This window comes from Halogranum roseipondis (assembly GCF_059695585.1).
Genome location: NZ_CM185235.1, coordinates 2,149,618 through 2,168,806 on the forward strand (window position 1 = coordinate 2,149,618; position 19,189 = coordinate 2,168,806).

17 protein-coding genes are annotated in these 19,189 nt (G+C 68.6%); 11 read left to right on the forward strand and 6 right to left on the reverse strand.

What is annotated here, in order from left to right:
* The first annotated feature begins 27 nt into the window (after nucleotides 1-27).
* Nucleotides 28-921 (forward strand): alpha/beta fold hydrolase, encoded by an 894-nt coding sequence (locus EOHIBHHM_RS11170; protein WP_497250549.1) that lies wholly within the window; start codon nucleotides 28-30, stop codon nucleotides 919-921.
* 93 nt (nucleotides 922-1,014) lie between these two features.
* Nucleotides 1,015-2,310, forward strand: coding sequence for a glycoside hydrolase family 68 protein (locus EOHIBHHM_RS11175; RefSeq protein ID WP_497250551.1), 1,296 nt, complete (start codon nucleotides 1,015-1,017; stop codon nucleotides 2,308-2,310).
* 6 nt (nucleotides 2,311-2,316) lie between these two features.
* Here the strand turns inward: EOHIBHHM_RS11175 and EOHIBHHM_RS11180 are convergent, their stop codons facing one another.
* Together EOHIBHHM_RS11180 and EOHIBHHM_RS11185 are read right to left on the reverse strand one after the other, a co-directional pair.
* Nucleotides 2,317-2,520, reverse strand: coding sequence for a hypothetical protein (locus EOHIBHHM_RS11180; protein WP_497250553.1), 204 nt, complete (start codon nucleotides 2,518-2,520; stop codon nucleotides 2,317-2,319).
* A 43-nt stretch (nucleotides 2,521-2,563) separates the two neighbouring features.
* Entirely contained in the window at nucleotides 2,564-4,714 is a 2,151-nt protein-coding gene (locus EOHIBHHM_RS11185) for a GH32 C-terminal domain-containing protein (protein ID WP_497250555.1), read from the reverse strand.
* Between the two features lie 175 nt (nucleotides 4,715-4,889).
* Between EOHIBHHM_RS11185 and EOHIBHHM_RS11190 the strand changes: the two genes are divergently transcribed.
* Nucleotides 4,890-7,043, forward strand: coding sequence for a hypothetical protein (locus EOHIBHHM_RS11190; RefSeq protein WP_497250557.1), 2,154 nt, complete (start codon nucleotides 4,890-4,892; stop codon nucleotides 7,041-7,043).
* A 160-nt stretch (nucleotides 7,044-7,203) separates the two neighbouring features.
* Complete coding sequence (locus EOHIBHHM_RS11195) at nucleotides 7,204-8,061, forward strand: hypothetical protein (RefSeq protein WP_497250559.1); 858 nt, start codon at nucleotides 7,204-7,206, stop codon at nucleotides 8,059-8,061.
* A gap of 77 nt (nucleotides 8,062-8,138) precedes the next feature.
* Here the strand turns inward: EOHIBHHM_RS11195 and EOHIBHHM_RS11200 are convergent, their stop codons facing one another.
* The 3 genes from EOHIBHHM_RS11200 to EOHIBHHM_RS11210 all read right to left on the reverse strand — a co-directional run bounded on the left by EOHIBHHM_RS11200 (nucleotide 8,139) and on the right by EOHIBHHM_RS11210 (nucleotide 9,846).
* On the reverse strand, nucleotides 8,139-8,483 hold the full coding sequence (locus EOHIBHHM_RS11200) for a hypothetical protein (RefSeq protein ID WP_497250561.1): 345 nt from the start codon (nucleotides 8,481-8,483) through the stop codon (nucleotides 8,139-8,141).
* A 123-nt stretch (nucleotides 8,484-8,606) separates the two neighbouring features.
* Entirely contained in the window at nucleotides 8,607-8,918 is a 312-nt protein-coding gene (locus EOHIBHHM_RS11205) for a lycopene cyclase domain-containing protein (RefSeq protein ID WP_497250563.1), read from the reverse strand.
* Nucleotides 8,919-8,994: 76 nt separating this feature from the next.
* Complete coding sequence (locus EOHIBHHM_RS11210; RefSeq protein ID WP_497250565.1) at nucleotides 8,995-9,846, reverse strand: UbiA family prenyltransferase; 852 nt, start codon at nucleotides 9,844-9,846, stop codon at nucleotides 8,995-8,997.
* Nucleotides 9,847-9,996: 150 nt separating this feature from the next.
* Here EOHIBHHM_RS11210 and EOHIBHHM_RS11215 point away from each other — a divergent pair, with 150 nt between their 5' ends.
* Nucleotides 9,997-11,277: an aryl-sulfate sulfotransferase gene (locus EOHIBHHM_RS11215; protein WP_497250567.1), complete on the forward strand. Its 1,281-nt coding sequence runs from the start codon at nucleotides 9,997-9,999 to the stop codon at nucleotides 11,275-11,277.
* 45 nt (nucleotides 11,278-11,322) lie between these two features.
* On the opposite strand, the gene EOHIBHHM_RS11220 is transcribed toward EOHIBHHM_RS11215, so the two are convergent.
* Nucleotides 11,323-12,318 carry a zinc-binding dehydrogenase gene (locus EOHIBHHM_RS11220; RefSeq protein WP_497250569.1) on the reverse strand — a complete coding sequence of 332 codons (996 nt, stop codon included), beginning with the start codon at nucleotides 12,316-12,318 and terminating at the stop codon, nucleotides 11,323-11,325.
* Between the two features lie 186 nt (nucleotides 12,319-12,504).
* Between EOHIBHHM_RS11220 and EOHIBHHM_RS11225 the strand changes: the two genes are divergently transcribed.
* The 6 genes from EOHIBHHM_RS11225 to tgtA all read left to right on the forward strand — a co-directional run bounded on the left by EOHIBHHM_RS11225 (nucleotide 12,505) and on the right by tgtA (nucleotide 19,163).
* The gene (locus EOHIBHHM_RS11225) at nucleotides 12,505-13,119 is read left to right on the forward strand and encodes an NUDIX hydrolase (RefSeq protein WP_497256983.1); all 615 of its coding nucleotides are present in this window, start codon (nucleotides 12,505-12,507) and stop codon (nucleotides 13,117-13,119) included.
* Nucleotides 13,120-13,256: 137 nt separating this feature from the next.
* On the forward strand, nucleotides 13,257-14,021 hold the full coding sequence (locus EOHIBHHM_RS11230) for a CPBP family intramembrane glutamic endopeptidase (RefSeq protein ID WP_497250571.1): 765 nt from the start codon (nucleotides 13,257-13,259) through the stop codon (nucleotides 14,019-14,021).
* Between the two features lie 2 nt (nucleotides 14,022-14,023).
* A complete protein-coding gene (locus EOHIBHHM_RS11235) occupies nucleotides 14,024-14,911 on the forward strand; it encodes an alpha/beta fold hydrolase (protein WP_497250573.1) in 888 nt (295 codons plus the stop codon).
* Nucleotides 14,912-15,145: 234 nt separating this feature from the next.
* Nucleotides 15,146-16,639, forward strand: coding sequence for an alpha,alpha-trehalose-phosphate synthase (UDP-forming) (locus tag EOHIBHHM_RS11240; protein ID WP_497250575.1), 1,494 nt, complete (start codon nucleotides 15,146-15,148; stop codon nucleotides 16,637-16,639).
* 3 nt (nucleotides 16,640-16,642) lie between these two features.
* Nucleotides 16,643-17,563 carry a trehalose-phosphatase gene (gene otsB, locus EOHIBHHM_RS11245; protein WP_497250577.1) on the forward strand — a complete coding sequence of 307 codons (921 nt, stop codon included), beginning with the start codon at nucleotides 16,643-16,645 and terminating at the stop codon, nucleotides 17,561-17,563.
* 103 nt (nucleotides 17,564-17,666) lie between these two features.
* On the forward strand, nucleotides 17,667-19,163 hold the full coding sequence (gene tgtA, locus EOHIBHHM_RS11250) for a tRNA guanosine(15) transglycosylase TgtA (protein WP_497250579.1): 1,497 nt from the start codon (nucleotides 17,667-17,669) through the stop codon (nucleotides 19,161-19,163).
* The last annotated feature ends 26 nt before the right edge of the window (nucleotides 19,164-19,189 follow it).

The window sequence follows — 19,189 nt, forward strand, 5'->3', positions numbered from 1 at the left end:
TTGTGGCTGCCTCACGAACCGACGGGCGTGACGGAACACACTCGACTGGTCCACCGCCAGACTGTCGTCAACGACGTCCGACTCCACTACGTCGAGGCCGGCGACCCCGACGATGAGACGGTCGTACTCCTGCACGGGTTCCCCGAGTTCTGGTACTCGTGGCACGAACAGATCCCCGCACTCGACGACGAGTACCACGTCGTCGCGCCGGACCTCCGCGGCTACAACCGCTCGGAGAAACCGCCCGGCGTCGACGCCTACCGCATCTCCGAACTCACCGCCGACGTCGTCGACCTGATCGGCGAGTTCGGCGACAGCGCCCACCTCGTCGCCCACGACTGGGGCGGCGGCATCGCCTGGAACGTCGCCGCTCGCCACCCGGCGGTCGTCGAGACGCTCTCCGTCCTGAACGCCCCCCACCCGGGCGCGTTCGAGCGCGAACTCCGGCGCAACGGCGAACAGCGACGGAAGTCGTGGTACATGTTCTACTTCCAACTCCCGTGGCTCCCCGAGTGGTATCTGACCCGCCGTGACTGTGCGGCGCTCGAGGGCGTCTTCCGTGGCGGATCGACGACGCCGGACGCCTTCACCGACGCCGATCTCGAACGGTACAGAGAGGCGTTCTCCCGACCGGGAGCGGCCACCGCCGCCCTCAACTACTACCGGTCGGTCATCCGCGAGGAACTCAAGGACCACCTCCCGTTCGTCGAGGGCGACGTGGCCGCCCGCGACGTCGACGTGCCGACGCTGCTGCTCTGGGGCGAGGCGGACTTCGCGCTCACCGATGCGTTGACCGAGGGACTCGACGAGTGGGTGTCGGACCTGACGGTCCGGCGAATCCCCGAGGCGAGCCACTGGGTCCAGTTGGACGCACCCGAGCGGGTGAACGAGGAGCTACTGGCGTTCGTCGGCGACCACTAGCCGACGGACGTTCGGAACTCGTCCGACAGCGCCTGTAGACGTCTCCCGTCGCGGACCGAGGGAGTTTTCGACCGCCCACAGAGACGTCACGGTATGACGCACCGACTCGACACCGCCGCCGACGGCGGTCGACGGCCGACCTCGTGGACGCGGGAGCAGGCCGAGCGGATCGAGCGCACCGCCGACAACGTCGCCCCCATCATCTACCCGCCCGCGGAGGACGCCTTCCGGGAACTCCACATCTGGGACACGTGGCTCCTCCGGACCCGCGACGGCAGCATCGCCGATCTGGACGGCTGGCGCGTCCTCGTGTCGCTGACCGCTCCCGCGGACCTCCTGCCGGGGAAACGTCACGACGTCGCCGCTCTCCGGTACTTCTACTCCCGTGACGGCCAGGAGTGGCACTGCGGCGGCCGCCTGTTCGAAGAGGGGGCCGCGTTCGGGTCGCGACAGTGGGCCGGGTCGGCGCTCTACGACGACGGCGAGCTGTACTTCTTCTACACGGCGTCCGGCCGCCGCGACGAGGGGGAGCTCACCTACGAACAGCGTCTCGCCGTCGGCCACGGCGGAACCGTCGAGACGAGCGACGAGGGCGTCGACGTCGACGGCCCGTTCGACCACGAGATCCTGCTCGCCGCCGACGGCGAGTTCTACGAGACGGAAGACCAGTCCCGCGGGATGATCTACACCTTCCGCGACCCGTGGTTCTTCGAGGACCCCCAGACCGGGAAGACCCACCTGCTGTTCGAAGGGAACGCGCCCGTCCCCGAGGGGAGCGACGCCTGCGACGGCGACGCGGCCCAACAGGAGTTCAACGGCTGTATCGGCGTCGCCACCTCCGAGAGCGGCGACCCGACCGACTGGGAGCTCCGCCCGCCGCTGGTCGAGGGGACCTGCGTGAATCAAGAGCTGGAACGACCGCACGTCGTCGTCCACGACGACCGCTACTATCTCTTCACCCCGAGTCACGAACACACGTTCGCCCCGGGACTGCACGGGTTCGACGGCCTGTACGGGTTCGTCGCCGACTCGCTGAAGGGGGAGTACGAACCGCTCAACGACTCCGGACTCGTCGTCGCCAACCCCGGCAACGCGCCGTTCCAGGCGTACTCGTGGCTCGCGTTCGGCCATCGCGACGAGATCCTGGTCCACAGCTTCTTCAACTACTACGACCTCGGCGGACGGTCGCTCGACGACGTCGCCGACCTCCCGCCCGAAGAACAGCAGCGTCGCTTCGGCGGGAGCTTCGCGCCGACGCTTCGACTCGGCGTCGACGGCGACCGGACGTGGATCCGCGGGACGCTCGCGCACGGTCACGTTCCGACCGAGGACGAGGAGTTGGAGGAACCGTTCGAGCCGCGGCGCGACCGTCGCTCCGGCGGCTACTGACGGCGGCTACCCGCCTCGGTCGTCCGTCGCGCGGTCGGCGTCCGTGAATCCGTTGCCGTCGGCGCGGCTGGCGACGCTGGCGGTCGCTCCCAGCGCGATGCCGACGACTGCACCGACGGTCGCGCCGACGACGTCGCCACCGATGAGCCAGCCGGCGACCAGAAACGTCGTGGCTGGGACGAGGACTTCGACAGGGCGAGGTCTGTCCATGAGCTCCGTTCGCACTTCTCATACAAAAATTTTCAGTCGGTCGTCACTCGGGTCCGGAGTCGAACTCGGGCCACGTCGCCTCCAGCTGCCAGACGTCGAGGCGGTCGACGGTGACGGCGCCCCCCTTCGCGTAGATGGAGACGCCGTCGCTGTCGTCGCGGGTCGGGTAGACCCGCGTCGTGAGACAGCGGTGGTCGTCGGCGAACAGTTCGAGCGTCGACCCGTCGAGGAACGCCCGCAGGCGGAGCGACCCGTCGTCGTCGACGGGCATCGTCTGCGCGCTGGTCGCCACGTCGGTACTCCGACTCGCGTGTGCACGGTCGACGACGATCTCGTCGCCGGTGTACCGGATCGGCGTGCGTTCGACGCCGTCGGGCGACTCGCGGACGACGAGACCGAACTCGTCGGCACCGTCGAGTCGGAGTTCGACGTCGAACTCCAGTGCGACGCCGCGGACGTCGAGGACGCTCGGGTCGGTCGGACTGAGCGTCAGCCCCTCGTGGTGGACGTGGTCGCCGCGGAGTTGGCGGAGCTCTCTGGCAGGTCGCTGACGGAGCGTTCCCTCTTCGTCGAGGTCGAGCAGGCGTGGGAGCGAGAGCAGCCCCGACCAGCCGGCGTCCCACTGGGCGGACTCCTCGCGCGTCTCCTTCACCCACCCCCAGGTGAGCTGTCGGCCGTCGTCGCACTGCATCGACTGTGGGGCGTAGAACTCGCCGTAGTCGAGGACGCCCGACCGCTCGGTGTCGAGTCGGCCGTCGCGGACGACGCCGACGTAGTACGGGACGGTGTCGTAGTTCGAGACGTGCAGCAGCTGTCGGTCGCCGAAGTCCAGTAGTTCGGGGCACTCCCACATGTGGCCCGTCTCCGCGACGTCGCCGGTGAGCAGCGGTCCGAGATAGTCCCACTCGCGGAGGTCCTCCGAGCGGTACAGAAGCGCCGTCCCGCCGACGTCGACGATGCCCGAGCCGATCAGCTGGTACCACGTGCCGTCGTCGAACCAGACGGAGTGGTCGCGGAACTCCGCCTCCCAGTGGTCGGACCCGAGGACGTGGAGTTCGGCCGGCGGCTCCTCGATGACGGGGTTGTCGTCGAGTTTCTCCCACGTCCGGAGGTCGGGGTCGGTCGTCGTCGCCAGACACGGGAGCTGCTTTCGGTCCTGCCCCCCCGTGTAGAGCAGCGTCGCGGTGCCGTCGTCGTCGACGGCACAGCCCGACCAGCAGCCGTCGGCGTCGGGACTGTCGGGCGTGGGTGCGAGCGCGACTGGTTCGTCCCGCCAGTGCAGCAGATCGTCGCTGACGGCGTGCCCCCAGTGGATGGTGCTGTGGTACGGCCCACCGGGGTTGTACTGGTAGAAGATGTGATACTGGCCGTCCCAGTGAATGAGCCCGTTGGGGTCGTTGAGCCAGTTCGCCGGCGGCGACAGGTGGTACCGCGGCCGATTGTGGTCCGCCGCGAGCGCGTCGCGGAGGCGCTGGAACCCCTCGCGCGTCTGGGGGCGGGTCGTCGGCGTCGCCGCCGCCTCGCCGGCGAGATAGCTCAACACGTTGCCGACGAACCGATCGCGTCGACCGACGTGGTCCTCTTCGGGCGGGACGTCGAACGTGACGCCCGCGCCCGCGCCGACGACGGTGCCCGTCCCGACCGTCCACGAGAGCGTCGACACCTGCCGCGGGTGGTCGGCGTCGCCGTGGACGGTGCTCGCGAGGACGTCTCCCGTCGAGGGGAGACGCCCCTCGTAACGGGCGAACGGCTGTGCGCCGCCGGGACCGCGCGTCGGCACGCGGAGGCCGTCGAACCCGTCGAAGGCGGGGTGGTCGGCGTGCAGTCGTTTGACCAGCAGTCCCGTCGACTCGGACACCTCCTCGACGCCCGTCGCGTCGGGTCCGACGGGGTCGATCCCCAGCGCCTCGACGGTGGCGAGCGCGTGGAGCCCGAGGAGGAGTCCGCCGCCGTCGCGGAGATACGCGCCGACCGGTCCCTCGAGCGCCGTCACCCGGTCGTCGTCGACCGGTTCGTCGCAGTGCCACCACAGCACGTCGTACGACGACAGCTCCGTCCTGCCCTGGACGACGTCGTCGACCGGCAGATAGTCGCGTTCCACACCGGTCTCCGCACACCAGTCGTACGCAGCGTGCTGCTCCGGAGAGAGGTCGCCGAGATGGAGACACCCAACTCGCACCGACGAGTCAATCATCGTCTCCTCCCACGGAGGCGTGTGGTATATCAACATCGCTCTCCGCGGCTCGGAGCGTCGCCGTCGGGGTGTTATTGTCTGAGGCAATAACGTACTTGGATAAAAGATATATAACTCTTGTTGCCGTTCCGTTGCCGCTGAGTTTATTGTCTAGTTCGATGTTCGCCCGGACGCAATGGTACGAGACCGAACGGGTCACAGCTCCCTGAGTCGACGGACCCTCCTCGGGTCGGTCGGACTCACGTGCCTCTCTGCGGTTGCCGGCAGCTCCGTCGTGGCGGCGGCGGAATCTGACTACGGTACTGTCGTAGATATCGAGGAGGCGGGTGCGGACAGCGGCGGCGAGGACCCCATCGACGACGTCTTCGACGACGTCAAAGGCGACGACACCCTCGTGACGTTCCCTCCGGGGACGTACAAGGCGAACAGGCTCATCATCTACGGGTTGACGAACTTCGCGATGGTCGGCGAGGGCGACGTGACCCTCGTCCCGGGCGAGAACTACGATTCCGACCTCTGGCTGGCGGGTGCGGAGACGCGAGACGTCCGCATCGAGAACTTCACGTTCGACCACCGGGGCGACGACGTCACGCCCAAGGTCGACATCGGCGTCGAGGACGGACTCGTCGTGCGGGACGTCACGAAGGTCGGGAGCCACGACGCCGGCGGCCCGTCGACCGCACTAGACATCTACGGCGGCGGGTCGGCGCTGCTCGAACGGTTCGTCGCCACCGACGGCGGTAAGTCGGTGGGGATCTACGCGGGCGGCGACGGGTCGCTGACCGTCCGTGACTGTCGGATCGAGCGGTTCGACGACAACGGCCTCTACGTGTCGAACCTCGGCGGGTCGGTGACGGTCGACGGCGGCACGTACCGCAACAACAACGTCTCGCAGATCCGGGTCGGAAGTCCGAACACGGTCGTTCGCGACGCCGACATCGCGGTCGACGAACCGCTCCCCGTCGCCGGCGACGACGCGCGCAACATGCGCGGCGTCCGTATCGCCGACGGCCCCGGTCCCGTCTCCATCGAGAACTGCGACATCACGATGAAGAACAGCGAGGGGACGGGTGCGATCGTCGGAGCCTACTCCGGCGGCTCGTTCACCGTGACGGACACGCGCATCCACGTCGGTGCCGACTACACGACCACCGGCTCCGACGGCTCCCGGACGAGTTACGCAGTGTTCGTCGACGACGCGACCGCCACCGACCCCGGCACGCGGACGCTCGACGGCGTCTCGGTCACCGGAGGTGGGACCTACCGCAGCGCGATGCGGTTCCGGCGGGACGGCAACACGATCAGGAACTGCTGTATCGAGCAGTCGGGCACCGGTCGCGACGGGCTCGTCTTCCAGTCGTCGACGGACAACGTCGTGACCGACTCGACGATCGACGTCACCGACGTCACCGTCCGCGAGGTCGAGGGGTCGTCGGTCGCGACGGACGGCATCGAAACGTCCGGGAGCTGTCCGCTCCCGTCGAACGCCGGCGACGGCGACGGCGACGGTGACGACGGCGGCGAACCCGTCGACGAGTTCCCCGGCGAGACCGGGTCGGTACGGACCGACCAGGCGAACCGCGGAGAGTGGCACTCGGTGAGCCTCCAGGGGGGGTACGACGACCCGGTCGCCGTCGCCACGCCCCTGTCGGCGGAGGGCCCCCACCCGTGTGACGTCCGCCTCCGAAACGTCGGGAGCGACGGGTTCGACTTCCAGCTCGAGGAGTGGCTCTATCTCGACGGCGAGCACTGGACGGAGACGACCCACTACCTCGTGCTCGACGGTGACGTCACCTCGCTCGGCGGTCTGCCGGCGGCGGTCGGCACGGTCGACACGAACCACCGGTTCCGCGACGTGGCGTTCGAGCGGTCGTTCGGGACGACGCCGGTCGTCCTCTCGCAGTCCCAGACGTGCGTCGGGACCGACCCCATCGTCACGCGACCCGCGAACGTCTCCGCGGACGGCTTCGACGTCCGCGTCCAGGAGGAGGACGGCGAGGAGCACGGCGGCTACCACTACGTCGAGACGGTCGGCTACGTCGCCGTCGAACCCGGCACCGGAACGGTCGACGGCCGCGAGTTCGAGGTCGGGCGGACGCCCGAGGCGGTCGACGAGGACTGGTACACGATCGAGTTCGAGAACGACTACGAGGAACCGCGACTCCTCGCAGACGTCCAGACGTACAACGGCTGGAACTCGGTCGTCGTCCGCTACCGGAACCTGACGAGCGACAGCGTCGAGGTGCGGCTTCAGGAGGAGCAGAGCGAGGACGCCGAGACGGGACACGACGACGAGCGACTGGGCTACGTCGTCGTCGAGAGCGCCTGAGACAGACGGCGTTCGAGTGCCGGCGGCGTCGGCCGCGACGTCGCGGTAGAGAGCCTGCGCCGAGGTAGCCTGCGCCGCCGTGTCGCACGCGCCATGCTATCGCACACAGAAGCACAGTTCTGCGACCGTTTATGTCCTCGTTTCGCGTCTCTGTCGGTCGATGACGACACGACACAGCGGGAGCAGACGAGCGTTTCTCGGCACCGGCGCGGTGCTCGCGGTCGGGGCACTCGCGGGCTGCCTCGGGCGAGGGTTCGGCGACGACGTCGCGGAGTCGACTGCCGAGTCGTTCCCGTCCGCCGACGTCCGGTCGGTCGAAGTGCGGAACGCCGTCGGTCGCGTGAGCGTCCGCGGAACCGCGACGGACGCGGTGGCGGTTCGGATCGACAAGCGGTCGCAGACCGGACGGCGCGGACTCGACGCCGTCACGGTCGGCACGACGCTCACAGAGGGCGTCCTCCGGGTCGTCGCCGACGTCGACACCGACGCGACGACTCTCCGCGACGGTCGAACGCCGAGTGTGGACGTGACGATCACCGTCCCCGAGGGGTCGGCCGGTCCCGCGATCACCGGCGTCGACGCCGACGTCGGCGAGGTAGCGCTCTCGAACGTCCGTGGCGACGCCGTGGTCCGCACCGACGTCGGGCGGATCGTCGCCTCGGGCGTCGACGGCTACCTGTCGCTGACGTCGAGTGTGGGCACCATCGAAGCCACGGACGTGACGGGACTCGACCACGTCTACACGGAGCTGGGCGAGGTGACGGTCGACCTGCTCGGACTCCGCGGCGACGTCGACGTCGGCACCGAGATGGGAAGCGTCGCCGTCGGCGTCGCCGACGACCTGGACCTCGATCTGCTCGCGGAGTCGAGCGGACGCGTCTCGTCGACGCTCGCGCTCTCCGGGCTGCGGGCCGACCGAAATGCGGTCTCGGGACGACTCAACCGCGGCGGCTCCCGAGTCCGCGTCTTCAGCGAGATGGGGGAGGTCGACCTCAAGGCGATCCGGCGAGCGGCGTGATCAAGGCGATCCGGCGAGCGGCGTGAGCGAGGCCGTCGCTCGCCACGCCGAGACCGACGGCGAGAACAGAGACAGACTCAGACGACGTCGCTGACCGGCAGTTCGGTGAAGTCGTCGCCGTCCTCGACGGACTCGACGAGCACCTCCGCGACGCGGACGGCGTCGTCGGGGTCGCGGAACGAGTCGCCGAGGCCCGCCTCCCGTTTCGTCCACTCCGCGTCCGCTCGCTCGCGGGTGAACACGTCGACCCACCAGTACACTTGGAGGTGGCGGGAGAACTCGGTGATCGAGACGCGGACGGTCGACTCGTCGTTCTCGTAGACGACGCGGCCACCCTCGACCGTGTAGTGCCACTCGCTCGGCAGGTCGAGGTCGTACGGATCGGTGTCGGTCTGTTTCGTCATCAGTTCGGGAGAGGGCACGCTTGCCTCCGGGTTGGGACTCGACGGATAACCGTCTTTCCCTTCGAGAGCCCTCGAGTCGTGCGATCAGCTGTCGTACCCCGTGGGCGCGGACGGCCCTCTCCTCGTGGGCGCGGACGACCACTACTCGTCGTCCGCGAGCGTTCGGATGGTCTCGTGAGTGCCGACGACCATCGCCGGGACGACGAGCATGAAGATGTGTTCCTCGATCGGGATGCCGAGGAACTCGACGCCCGTCCGCAGCGGGATGGCGAAGACGCCCACCTCCAGCGTGTACCAGTCCCAGAGGTAGGCGAAGGGGTAGAGGACGGCGACGGTTCGGACCGCTTCCCGCCACACGCCGGCGTAGGAGACCAACGCCACGGCGACGCTCCCCCAGAGCAGTTCGGTCACGAGGTAGGTGTACGGGCCGAAGACGCCGATGTCGGGCACCATACCGCCGCGTTCGTCGCCGACGAGTAAAAACCTGTTAGCAGCGGGCCAGACGAAACGGTCGAGAGGGACCGCCGAGTCACGCCAGCGGTCGGAGCCACACCGCGACGACGAGCAGAGCGAGGAAGACGTACGAGCCACGGATGAGAAGCATCGTGGCGAGTTCGTCGTCGCCGCGGGCGGCGAAGGCGGCCACGACGCCGAAGACCAGCGGGGCGGCCACCGCACTCGGCGGGAACGCCCGGACGAGCACGAATCCGACGGCGGCGACGAGTCCGAGCGACATCACCGCGAACGCTGCCGTCCGCGCCCGTCGTCGGCCGAGGACGACCGCGACGGTCCGCTTGTCGATCGAGCGGTCGTACTCGTAGTCCTTCGAGTCGTCGATGATCTTGATGCCCGAGAGGATGGTGACGAAGACGACGGCGAACGCCACCACGGAGGCCGACAGCGACTCCGTCTGGACGTAGTACCCCCCGACGAGCGCGAAGCCGATACCGGTGGGGTAGCCCATCGTCGCCGTCACCGGGTTCATGTCGAGGTGTGGCGCGTGGAGGTAGCCGAACAGCCACCCCGGTAAGGTGAGCAGCGCGGCGACCGGTCCGACGAGCACACCGACGGCGAGCAGGCCGGTGAAGAACAGCGCCGTCGACGCCGTCAACGCGAGTCGGCAACCGGCGGCCGTCAGCGGGTGGTCGTCGTCCTCGCCGCGGCCGTAGAAGTCGACGTAGCCGTCCTTGACGTGGGCCGTGTAGAGCGCCACGAACGCCGTCGCGACGTGGAGCAGCGCCAGCCCGGGGTCCGTCAGTCCGGCGAGGACCGCGCCGAACGCCGACGCGGCCACCGGCGGGAGCATGAACACCGGGTGGATCTGCGAGGCGAGCGCGCGGAGCGCACCGCCGACGCCGGAGTCGTGGCGTGCGATGTGCATACCAGTAGCAGCGTTCGCCAGTCACATAGACGTGTTCGCCAGTCGACCCCACCCACGTCGCGGCGGGCGGAGACGAGACGACGGATCGGTGTGTCAACGTGCTTTCCGAAAGCTTATCCACGCCACATGGTACCGTTCAGTCGACAGTCGATGGTTTCGAGAGACACTGCAGGGACGGCACTGGTCGGCGGTGGCGTCGCCCTCTTCGTGGTGATGCTCCTCGTCAGCGCGGCGCTGGCACCGACGCTCGGTGCCGCGGCCGACGGCGACGGGTCGAGACAGACGCTCGTCGGATCGCAGGGCGGCGGCCCAGGGCTCCACGAGGACGGCAGCGTCTATCTCGTGTCGGGCGACGAGATGGAGTGGCAGTTGGCCGACGCCGACAGCTACTTCGACGTGACGCAACTCGACAACGGGAGCGTGATGGCGGGGTTCATGGACAGCGGCTACACCGACTGCGGCCCCTACGACTCGCCGTGCACCCGCACCGGATTCCGCATCATCGAACCCGGCGACGACCCCGAGGTCCTCGCGGAGTACAGCTTCCCGGTCCGAACCCGGAGTAACAGCGAGGTCCACGACGTCGAGAGGCTCCCCTCCGGCGAGTACCTCATGACCGACATGGACGCCGAGCGCGTGTTCACCGTGAAGGACGGCGAGGTGACTTGGCAGTGGAACGCCAGCAGCTTCTACGAGGCCCCGCCCGACCCGACGCGGACCGACTGGCTCCACATCAACGACGTCGACGTCGTCGGCGAGAATCGGTATCTCGTCTCGGTCCGCAACGCGAACCAACTGCTCGTCGTCGAACGCGGCGAGGGGAAGCACGACGCGGAGGTCGTCGAGGTGATAAACGAGGATCCGACCCCGAACGACGGACAGCGCCGTGGCGACCCCGCGTTGCTGGAGCGACAGCACAACCCGCAGTGGCTCGGCGACGGCGCGGTGCTCGTCGCCGACAGCGAGAACGACCGCGTCGTCGAACTCCACCGCTCGAACGAGTCCGGCGAGTGGGAGATAGCGTGGTCGCTGTCGTCGGCCGAGGAAGTCGACTTCCGCTGGCCGCGGGACGCCGATCGCCTCGAGAACGGCAACACGCTGATCACCGACTCGCTGAACAGTCGCATCGTCGAAGTCAACGAGTCGGGTGCGACAGTCTGGAGCTACCAGACGCCGCTCGTCCCCTACGAGGCCGAACGCCTCCCGGAGGGCGAGACGGTCGGTGCTGAGCGCTACGAAGCCGACGAGAACGCCGGCGAGACGAACGAGGTGCCCGTCCTCTCGCTGCTGCTTCGGGCGGCCAAGAGCAGCTACCCGCTCCCCTTCTGGCTCTCGGAGGTGCACGTCCTCCTGACGCTCGTCTCCCTCGGGATGGTGCTGAGCGGCGGCGGTCTCTACCTCAGCGAGGTCGTCCGTCGTCGACGCGTCTGACCCCCGACGGAGCGTCTACCTCGTTCTCTCCTCTTCCTTCGACGATCACTCGTTGACCAACAGCAGTTTGCCGGAGAACTCGCCGGACTCGCCCAGTCGATGCGCGTCCGCGACCTCGTCGAAGCCGAACCGGTCGTGGACGTGCGGTTCGATCGCGCCGTCGTCGACGAGCGCGGCGACGTCGGCGAGCTCCTCGCCGATTCGCTCCTGGCGGTCGCCGAGGAGGACGGGGAGGATGACGAGCACGACGCCCAGATCGAGCGAGTTGGCGTGCATCGCCGAGAGGTCCTGCGTCGAACTCGACTCGGTCGTCACGACGGTGCCGAACGGCCGGACCGCCTCGAACGACGTCTGGAGGTGGTCGTCGCCGACAGGGTCGAAGACGGTGTCGAACCCGCCGTCGGTGAACTCGTCGACGTAGCTCTCGACGTCGGTTCCGGTGTAGTCGACGGTGGCGTCCGCGCCGAGGTCGGCCGCCAGCGCGCGCTTCTCCTCGGTCGACCCCGTCGCGACGACGTTCGCACCCAGCCAGCGCGCGAGTTGGACGCCGACGTGGCCGACTCCGCCGCTGGCGCCGTAGACGAGCACGTCGTCGCCGACGTCGACGGTCGCCTCGTCGACCAGCATCTCCCACGCGGTGAGCGCGACGACCGGCAGCGCGGCCGCTTCTTCGAGTGGGAGCCTCTCGGGTGCGTGTGCGAACGTCCCCGCGTGGCCGACGACGAACTCCGCCAGCGCCCCCTGTCGCCCCGCGCCGCCGGGCATCCCGTACACCTCGTCGCCGGGTTCGAACCGGTCGACGTCGTCGCCGACGGCGTCGACGACGCCCGAGACGTCACAGTGGAGCGTGGCGGGGAACGCCGGGGTGAAGTCGGGCAGGTCGCCGCGGCGGATCTTGTAGTCGACCGGGTTGAGACTGCTCGCCGAGACGGCGACGCGGATCTCGTCGGCGGCCGGTTCGGGGACCTCGACCGTCTCCTCGGTGAAGACGTCCGGGTCGCCGTGCTCCTCGACGACGTAGGCGGTCATCTCGGATGGCATGTCACCTCGACGTTGCGGCGAGAGCCACCAGAATGTGACGCCCGCGGCGAACGAGGGAGCGGCGCGTCGACGGTCGCCCACGGTCCCGGCCACGGCGAGGTCGCTGTCTCCTGTCTCCCGTCGCCGACTGGCCCCGCTCCCGCCGCCGACCGGGCCGCTTTTCCTCGCCCGTGGCGACGCTCGACCATGAGCGACGACCCCGACCCGCTGTCGTGGGAGACGACGGGAACGGCCATCGACTACCGCTGTCCCGGGTTCGACGTCCGGCGAGACGACGTGCGACTTCCCGACGGGACGGAGACGGACTACCACTACGTCGACGAACCGCCCGCGGTCGTGATACTGCCGTTCGACGCCGACGGCGACGTCGTCGTCATCGAGGAGTGGCGGCAGGCCGTCGGTCGCGTCAACCGCGGGCTGCCGGCGGGGACGACCGAACCGGAGGACGACGACCTGCGGGCGGCGGCCCACCGCGAACTCCGCGAGGAGACGGGGTACGAAGCGAGCGAGCTGGAGCCGCTGACGACCGTCGAACCCGCAAACGGCATCGCCAACACGGTCCACCACTACTTCGTCGCCCGCGGCTGCGAGCCGACGGGCGAACAGGAGCTCGACTTCAACGAGAGCATCCGCGTCGGGACGACCGACTACGAGCGTCTGCTCGCCGCCGTCGTCGGCGACGCCGACGGCGATGGTGACGACGTCGAAGGCGACGACGGAGACGCGAGCGGCGGCGTCGTCGACGGGAGGACCGCCATCGGCGTGATGCGGTACGAGCTGACCGAGTGCGGTACGAGCTGACCGAGTGCGGTACGAGCTGACCGAGTGCGGTACGAGCTGACCGTAGCGCTGAGGCGCGTCGCCGCGAGCGACGGGATCCGTGGCCGTGGCTCTCCGCGGACGGAACCGATATCACACCGGCGGCCCTGAGTGGAGATATGTCGAACGTCACGCAGTCGTCGAAACTGCGCGCTCTCGGAGTCGGCGTCGGTGCCGGCCTCGCGGGCATCCTCGTCTCGTTGGTCCTCGTCCTGGCAGTCGCGACCGGGATACAGCTCACCGGCGTCCAGCTCTCGGCCGTCGCGACGATCGTCGTGATGCTGTTCGTCAACCAGTATCTCTCGTTCGGCGGCGTCGCCCTGGGCTACCTGCAGTATCGTGGACTCTCACTGGACTACATCGGCGTCCGCGTCCCGTCGCTTCGGGACCTCCTCGTCGTCTTCGGCGGCTATCTCGCCGCGTTCGGTCTCGTCACCGTCGCCGGCGTCGTGATCCAGGCGCTCGGCACCCCGACCGCCCAGAACACGACCGCCCAGATGGCCCAGGAGACGCCCGAGATCCTGTTCGTGCTCATCCCGGCGTCGTTCCTCATCATCGGTCCCGGCGAGGAGATCCTGTTCCGTGGCATCGTCCAGCGTCGGCTCCGCGAGGCGTTCAGCCCCGCTCCGGCGATCGTCATCTCGGCGACGCTGTTCGCCGTCATCCACTACGTCGCGCTCTCCGGCCCGTCGGCCGCCCGGTTCACCACCATCGCCATCCTGTTCTTCCCGAGTCTCGTCTTCGGTGCGGCCTACGAGTACACGGGCAACATCGTCGTCCCGTCGCTCATCCACGGCGCGTACAACGCGACGCTGTTCTCGCTGCTCTACGTGGTGATCACCTACGGCCCAAGTATTGAACAGCCTGCGGCGGTGCTGTTCTGACGATGAGTCCGACCCCACCCGGCGCCGACGCTCCGGACGCCGACACTGTCGACGACGGCCGACCGATCGCAGATGCCCCTCTCCACACGGCCGTCTACGGCGACGGCGACGGCGACGACCGCCAGACCATCGTCTTCGTCCACGGCGGGTGGCTCTCGGGGTCGATGTGGCGGCCGCAGATCGACCACTTCGCCGACGACTACCGCGTCGTGACCGTCGACCTCCGCGGACACGGACGGACCGGCGCGACCGGCGAACGCGACTACACCGTCGAACTGTTCGCCGACGACCTCCGGCGGACGCTGGCGGCGCTCGACGTCGACGCGCCGATCCTCTGTGGGCTGTCGCTCGGCGGACTGGTCGCTCGGACCTACGCCGCGACGACCGACGACGACCTCGCGGGGTTGGTGCTCGCCGCGACCGTCGAGTCGCTGCCGCCGGTGCCGATGACGCAGTTGCAGAAGCAGTTCCTCTTCCCCAAACTGTCGATCTACCCCACGTTCCGCCTGCTCGGGTCGGGAGCCTCGTTCCGGATGCTGCTGCAGAGCGTCCGGGCCGTCGAGGGCTCCGCGTGGCTCGCACTCGACGACGACGTCCGCGAGTACGCGCTCTCGGAGGTCGACCGGTTCCCGATCACCGAGTTCATCAAGGTGTTCGACGCGCTCTACGACGCCGACCCTCGCGACGTCGAGAACATCACCGCGCCGACGCTTCTCGTGTACGGTGACCACGAGGCGAAAGCGGTCGTCGCCCAGAACAGACGACTGGCTCGTCGCATCGACGACGCGACGACGACGGTCGTCCCCGACGCCGGCCACCTGTCGAACCTCGACAACACGACCGTCTTCAACGCCACCGTCGAGCAGTTCGTCGAGCGACTCGGAGCCTGACCCCGCTCCGACCGTCGCCTCGTCCGGCCTCGCGTCGGCTCCTCCCCGTCGCCGGTCGTTTTCCCACGAGCGGCGACGTTGTGCTCGAAGACACGAACGAACGTCGGAGGATTGTCGGACGAACTTGAGTATCGAACATGGTAAATCGGCACAGACAGACGATCTCCAACGGGTTTGGCCCGCATCCCTTTGTGTGATTGCTTCGTAGCCCCGTCCAACTGAGTTCACAAAGCGATGGTTCCCAACGACGACGCGTCCGACGACACTGAAACGGTTCTCGACGGCGACTCCCTGCTCGTGGTCTCGAACCGACAACCGTACAAACACAGCTACGACGAGGACGGGTCGATCACCGTCGACCGGCCGGCCGGCGGGCTCACCGCCGGCATCGACCCCGTCATGCAAGAGACCGACGGAACGTGGATCGCGTGGGGTGACGGCGACGCCGACGCAGACGTCGTCGACGAACACGACCGCGTCCGCGTCCCGCCGGAGTCCGAGGCATACACGCTGCGGCGAGTGTGGCTCACCGAGGACGAGGTCGACGACTACTACTACGGGTACAGCAACCAGGTGCTCTGGCCGCTCTGCCACGGTGGGATGTGGAAGACGGCGTACTCCGACGAGTTCTGGACGCAGTACCGCGACGTCAACGAGACGTTCGCCGAAGCGGTCGTCGACGAGTACGACGACGACTCGCTGGTCTGGTTCCAGGACTACCACTTCGGGGTCGCCCCGCGGCTGGTTCGCGAGCAACTCGAAGACGCCTTCCTCATGCACTTCTGGCACATCCCGTGGCCGGGCTGGGACACGTTCCGGTCGCTGCCGAACTGCGAGGAGCTGCTGGCCGGGCTGCTCGGCAACGACCTGCTCGGGTTCCACACCGACTGGTACTGCGAGAACTTCCTCGACTGCGTCGACGAAGCGTTCGAGAACGCCTTCGTCGACCGCGACCAGAAGCGCGTCCGACACGACGGACACACCACCCACGTTGAGTCGTTCCCGCTGAGCATCGACTACGACGAGATCGCCTCGAAGAGCGCCGACGCAGACGAGGAGTGGTTCGAGGAGTTCAAACGCTCCTACGGCATCGGCGACGACGTCCAGCTCGCAGTCGGGATCGACCGTCTCGACTACACCAAGGGGATCCCCGAACGGCTGGACGCGCTGGCGCGACTGTGGGAGGAGCACCCCGAGTGGCGGGGGAAGCTCACCTTCCTCCAGAAGGGAAGCGAGAGTCGCTCGCGCATCTCGGACTACCGAGAGCTCCAGGAGGAGGTCGAGGAGGCAGTCACCCGAATCAACCGTCGCTTCGGCACCGACGACTGGACGCCGGTCGTCTACACCGAGGAGATGCTCCCCGAGACGGACCTGTACGGGCTCTGTCGACACAGCGACGTGGCGATCGTCAGTCCGCTCCGCGACGGGATGAACCTCGTCGCCAAGGAGTACGTCGCTGCCCAGCACGACGAGGACGGCGTCCTCGTCCTCTCGGACCAGGCGGGCGCACACGAGGAGTTCGGCGACGACGCGGTGACGATCAACCCACACGACGTCGACGACTTCGTCGAGCAGCTCCAGTACGCGCTCACGATGGACGAGTCCGAGCGTCGCGAGCGGATGCGACGGATGCGAGAGCGGGTCGAACAGTACGACCTGTTCGCGTGGCTGCGAGACAGCCTCTCGACGGCACGCGACGTCAAACGACGGCGAGACGCCGAGGAGTGACCGATGAGCGACGACGCTCCCGACCCTGAGACGGACGCCGACCCCGACACGGACGCCGACCCTGAGCCGGACGCCGACAGCGATCTCGACCCCGTCGAACGCGAGTCGGAGCTCCAAGCGCTCGAAGCGGCCGTCGGCGACCAGTTGGCCGACGCCGAGGGGCTGCTCCTGTGTACCGACTTCGACGGGACGCTCACCGGTATCGTCGCCGACCCCGACGCGCCGGAGATGCGCCCGGGGAACCGCGAGTCGCTTCGGAGCCTCGCCGGACGCGAGAACGTCGAAGTCGCCGTCGTCAGCGGCCGCGCGCTCGACGACCTGCAGTCGCGAGTCGACCTCGACGGCGTCTCCTACGCCGGCAATCACGGCCTCGAACTCGCCCACGACGGCGAGACCACCGTCCACCCCGTCGCCGAGCGCCAGGCCTCGGAGATACGGGCCGTCTGCGAGGCGGTCGAGAAGCGCGTCGGCGACGTCGAGGGCTGTCTGATCGAGAACAAGGGCGTCACGGCGACGGTCCACCATCGCCAAGCCGACTTCGACGCCGTCCCGGAGATCCGGGCGGCGGTCGAGGAGGCCGTCGAGCAGATCGCACCGGACCGCATCCACGTCTCGACGGGGAAGGCGGTCGTCGAACTCGCCCTGGCCGTTCCCTGGGACAAGGGACGGGCGGTGTCGCTGTTCAGCGAGGACGTCCCCGAGACGTGGACGACGATGTACCTCGGCGACGACACCACCGACGAGGACGCGTTCCGCGCGATCGCGCCGACCGGCGTCAGCATCCACGTCGGCGACGAGGAGACGGCCGCCGTCCACCGGACGCCCGACCCGGACACCGTCGAGCGGTTCCTCGGCTGGCTGGCCGAGGAGGGCGCCGAACGCCTCGGGTCGTCGACGGCGTCGAACGAGTCACGAGAGACGTAGAGAGCGTCGGCCGCTCCAGTGCCGGCCGAACGCAACCCTTCGACCGGCCGCTCCGGTGCCGGCCGAACGCAACTCTTACCGCTCGTGACCGGAAACCCAGCCCATGCGCGACTGTTTCGAGATACGCGACGGCGACGTCGGCGGCCGCATCGGCCGGCTGACCGTCCCGCGGGCCGGCGTCACCGTCGAGACGCCGGCGCTTCTGCCCGTCGTCAACCCGAATCTGCAGACGATCTCTCCCGCCCGACTCGAAGAGGAGTTCGGCGCGGAGATCCTCATCACCAACTCCTACATCATCCGCCAGACCGACGACCTGCGCGAGCGGGCGCTCGACGTCGGCCTCCACGAGCTGCTCGACTTCTCGGGGGCGATCATGACCGACTCCGGGTCGTTCCAACTCGCCGAGTACGGCGAGATCGAGGTGACGACCGAGGAGATCATCCAGTTCCAACTGGACGTCGGCTCGGACATCGGGACGCCCGTCGACATCCCGACGCCGCCAGACGTCGCCCGCGAGCAGGCCGAGACGGACCTCGAGATCACCCAGGAGGCGCTGGCCGACGCCGAGGCGATCGACACCGGCGACATGCTCGTCAACGCGCCCGTCCAGGGGTCGACGTATCCCGACCTGCGCGAACGCGCGGGTCGCCACGCCGACGCGACGGACCTCGACGTGTTCCCCGTCGGTGCGGTCGTCCCGCTGATGAACGCCTACCGCTACGACGACATGGTCGACGTCGTCGCCGGCGCGAAACGCGGCCTCGGCGCGGACTGCCCGGTCCACCTGTTCGGCGCGGGCCACCCGATGATGTTCGCGCTCGCCGTCGCGATGGGCTGTGACCTGTTCGACTCCGCGGCGTACGCGCTCTACGCTCGCGACGGCCGGTATCTGACCGTCCAGAGCACCGAACACCTCGACGAGCTCGACTACTTCCCCTGCTCGTGTCCGGTCTGTGCGGAACACACCCCCGAGGACGTCCGCGGCTTCGACGAGGAGACGAGAGAGCGACTGCTCGCCGAGCACAACCTCCACGTCACCTTCGAGGAGATCCGTCGCATCAAGCAGGCGATCCGCTCGGGCAACCTACTCGAACTGGTCGAGAAGCGCGCCCGCGGTCATCCGGCGATGCTCGACGGCTACCGCGCGCTGCTGGAGCACGCCGACCAACTCGAACACGAGGACCCCGTCTCGAAGGGGTCGTTCTTCTACCTCTCGAACGAGAGTGCCCACCGTCCCGAGGTGCTGCGTCACCACGACCGACTCGACCGCCTCTCGCTCGACGGGACGGTGCTGCTCACGGAGGGCGGGACGCCGAAGGAGCACGACTACGACGCCGTCTGGCGGGTCGTCCCGCCGTTCGGACCGTTCCCCCGTGCGCTCTCGGAGACCTACCCGCTCACCGCGGAGGTCCCCGAGCGCGTCGACGCCGACGCCTACCGCGCCGCCGCCGACGGCGTCGCACGCCTCGTCGAGGCCAATCCGGACGTGACGGTCACGCTGGCGCACGACGACTGGCCGGGCGTCGCGCTCGAATCGCTGCCCGACGGCGTCGCGCTGGAGAACCTCGCCAGCCCCCGTCACGCCGACGACGCGGAGTGACGCCGCGCTGGCGACGAGGAAGCGAC

Coding starts and splice junctions, on each gene's coding strand:
- EOHIBHHM_RS11215 (WP_497250567.1), top strand. CDS start 9,997: ATGGTTTCGAGAGACACTGCAGGGACGGCACTGGTCGGCGGTGGCGTC.
- EOHIBHHM_RS11220 (WP_497250569.1), bottom strand. CDS start 12,318: ATGCCATCCGAGATGACCGCCTACGTCGTCGAGGAGCACGGCGACCCG.
- EOHIBHHM_RS11180 (WP_497250553.1), bottom strand. CDS start 2,520: ATGGACAGACCTCGCCCTGTCGAAGTCCTCGTCCCAGCCACGACGTTT.
- EOHIBHHM_RS11190 (WP_497250557.1), top strand. CDS start 4,890: ATGGTACGAGACCGAACGGGTCACAGCTCCCTGAGTCGACGGACCCTC.
- EOHIBHHM_RS11240 (WP_497250575.1), top strand. CDS start 15,146: ATGGTTCCCAACGACGACGCGTCCGACGACACTGAAACGGTTCTCGAC.
- EOHIBHHM_RS11175 (WP_497250551.1), top strand. CDS start 1,015: ATGACGCACCGACTCGACACCGCCGCCGACGGCGGTCGACGGCCGACC.
- EOHIBHHM_RS11225 (WP_497256983.1), top strand. CDS start 12,505: ATGAGCGACGACCCCGACCCGCTGTCGTGGGAGACGACGGGAACGGCC.
- EOHIBHHM_RS11235 (WP_497250573.1), top strand. CDS start 14,024: ATGAGTCCGACCCCACCCGGCGCCGACGCTCCGGACGCCGACACTGTC.
- tgtA (WP_497250579.1), top strand. CDS start 17,667: ATGCGCGACTGTTTCGAGATACGCGACGGCGACGTCGGCGGCCGCATC.
- EOHIBHHM_RS11195 (WP_497250559.1), top strand. CDS start 7,204: ATGACGACACGACACAGCGGGAGCAGACGAGCGTTTCTCGGCACCGGC.
- EOHIBHHM_RS11205 (WP_497250563.1), bottom strand. CDS start 8,918: ATGGTGCCCGACATCGGCGTCTTCGGCCCGTACACCTACCTCGTGACC.
- EOHIBHHM_RS11185 (WP_497250555.1), bottom strand. CDS start 4,714: ATGATTGACTCGTCGGTGCGAGTTGGGTGTCTCCATCTCGGCGACCTC.
- EOHIBHHM_RS11210 (WP_497250565.1), bottom strand. CDS start 9,846: ATGCACATCGCACGCCACGACTCCGGCGTCGGCGGTGCGCTCCGCGCG.
- EOHIBHHM_RS11230 (WP_497250571.1), top strand. CDS start 13,257: ATGTCGAACGTCACGCAGTCGTCGAAACTGCGCGCTCTCGGAGTCGGC.
- otsB (WP_497250577.1), top strand. CDS start 16,643: ATGAGCGACGACGCTCCCGACCCTGAGACGGACGCCGACCCCGACACG.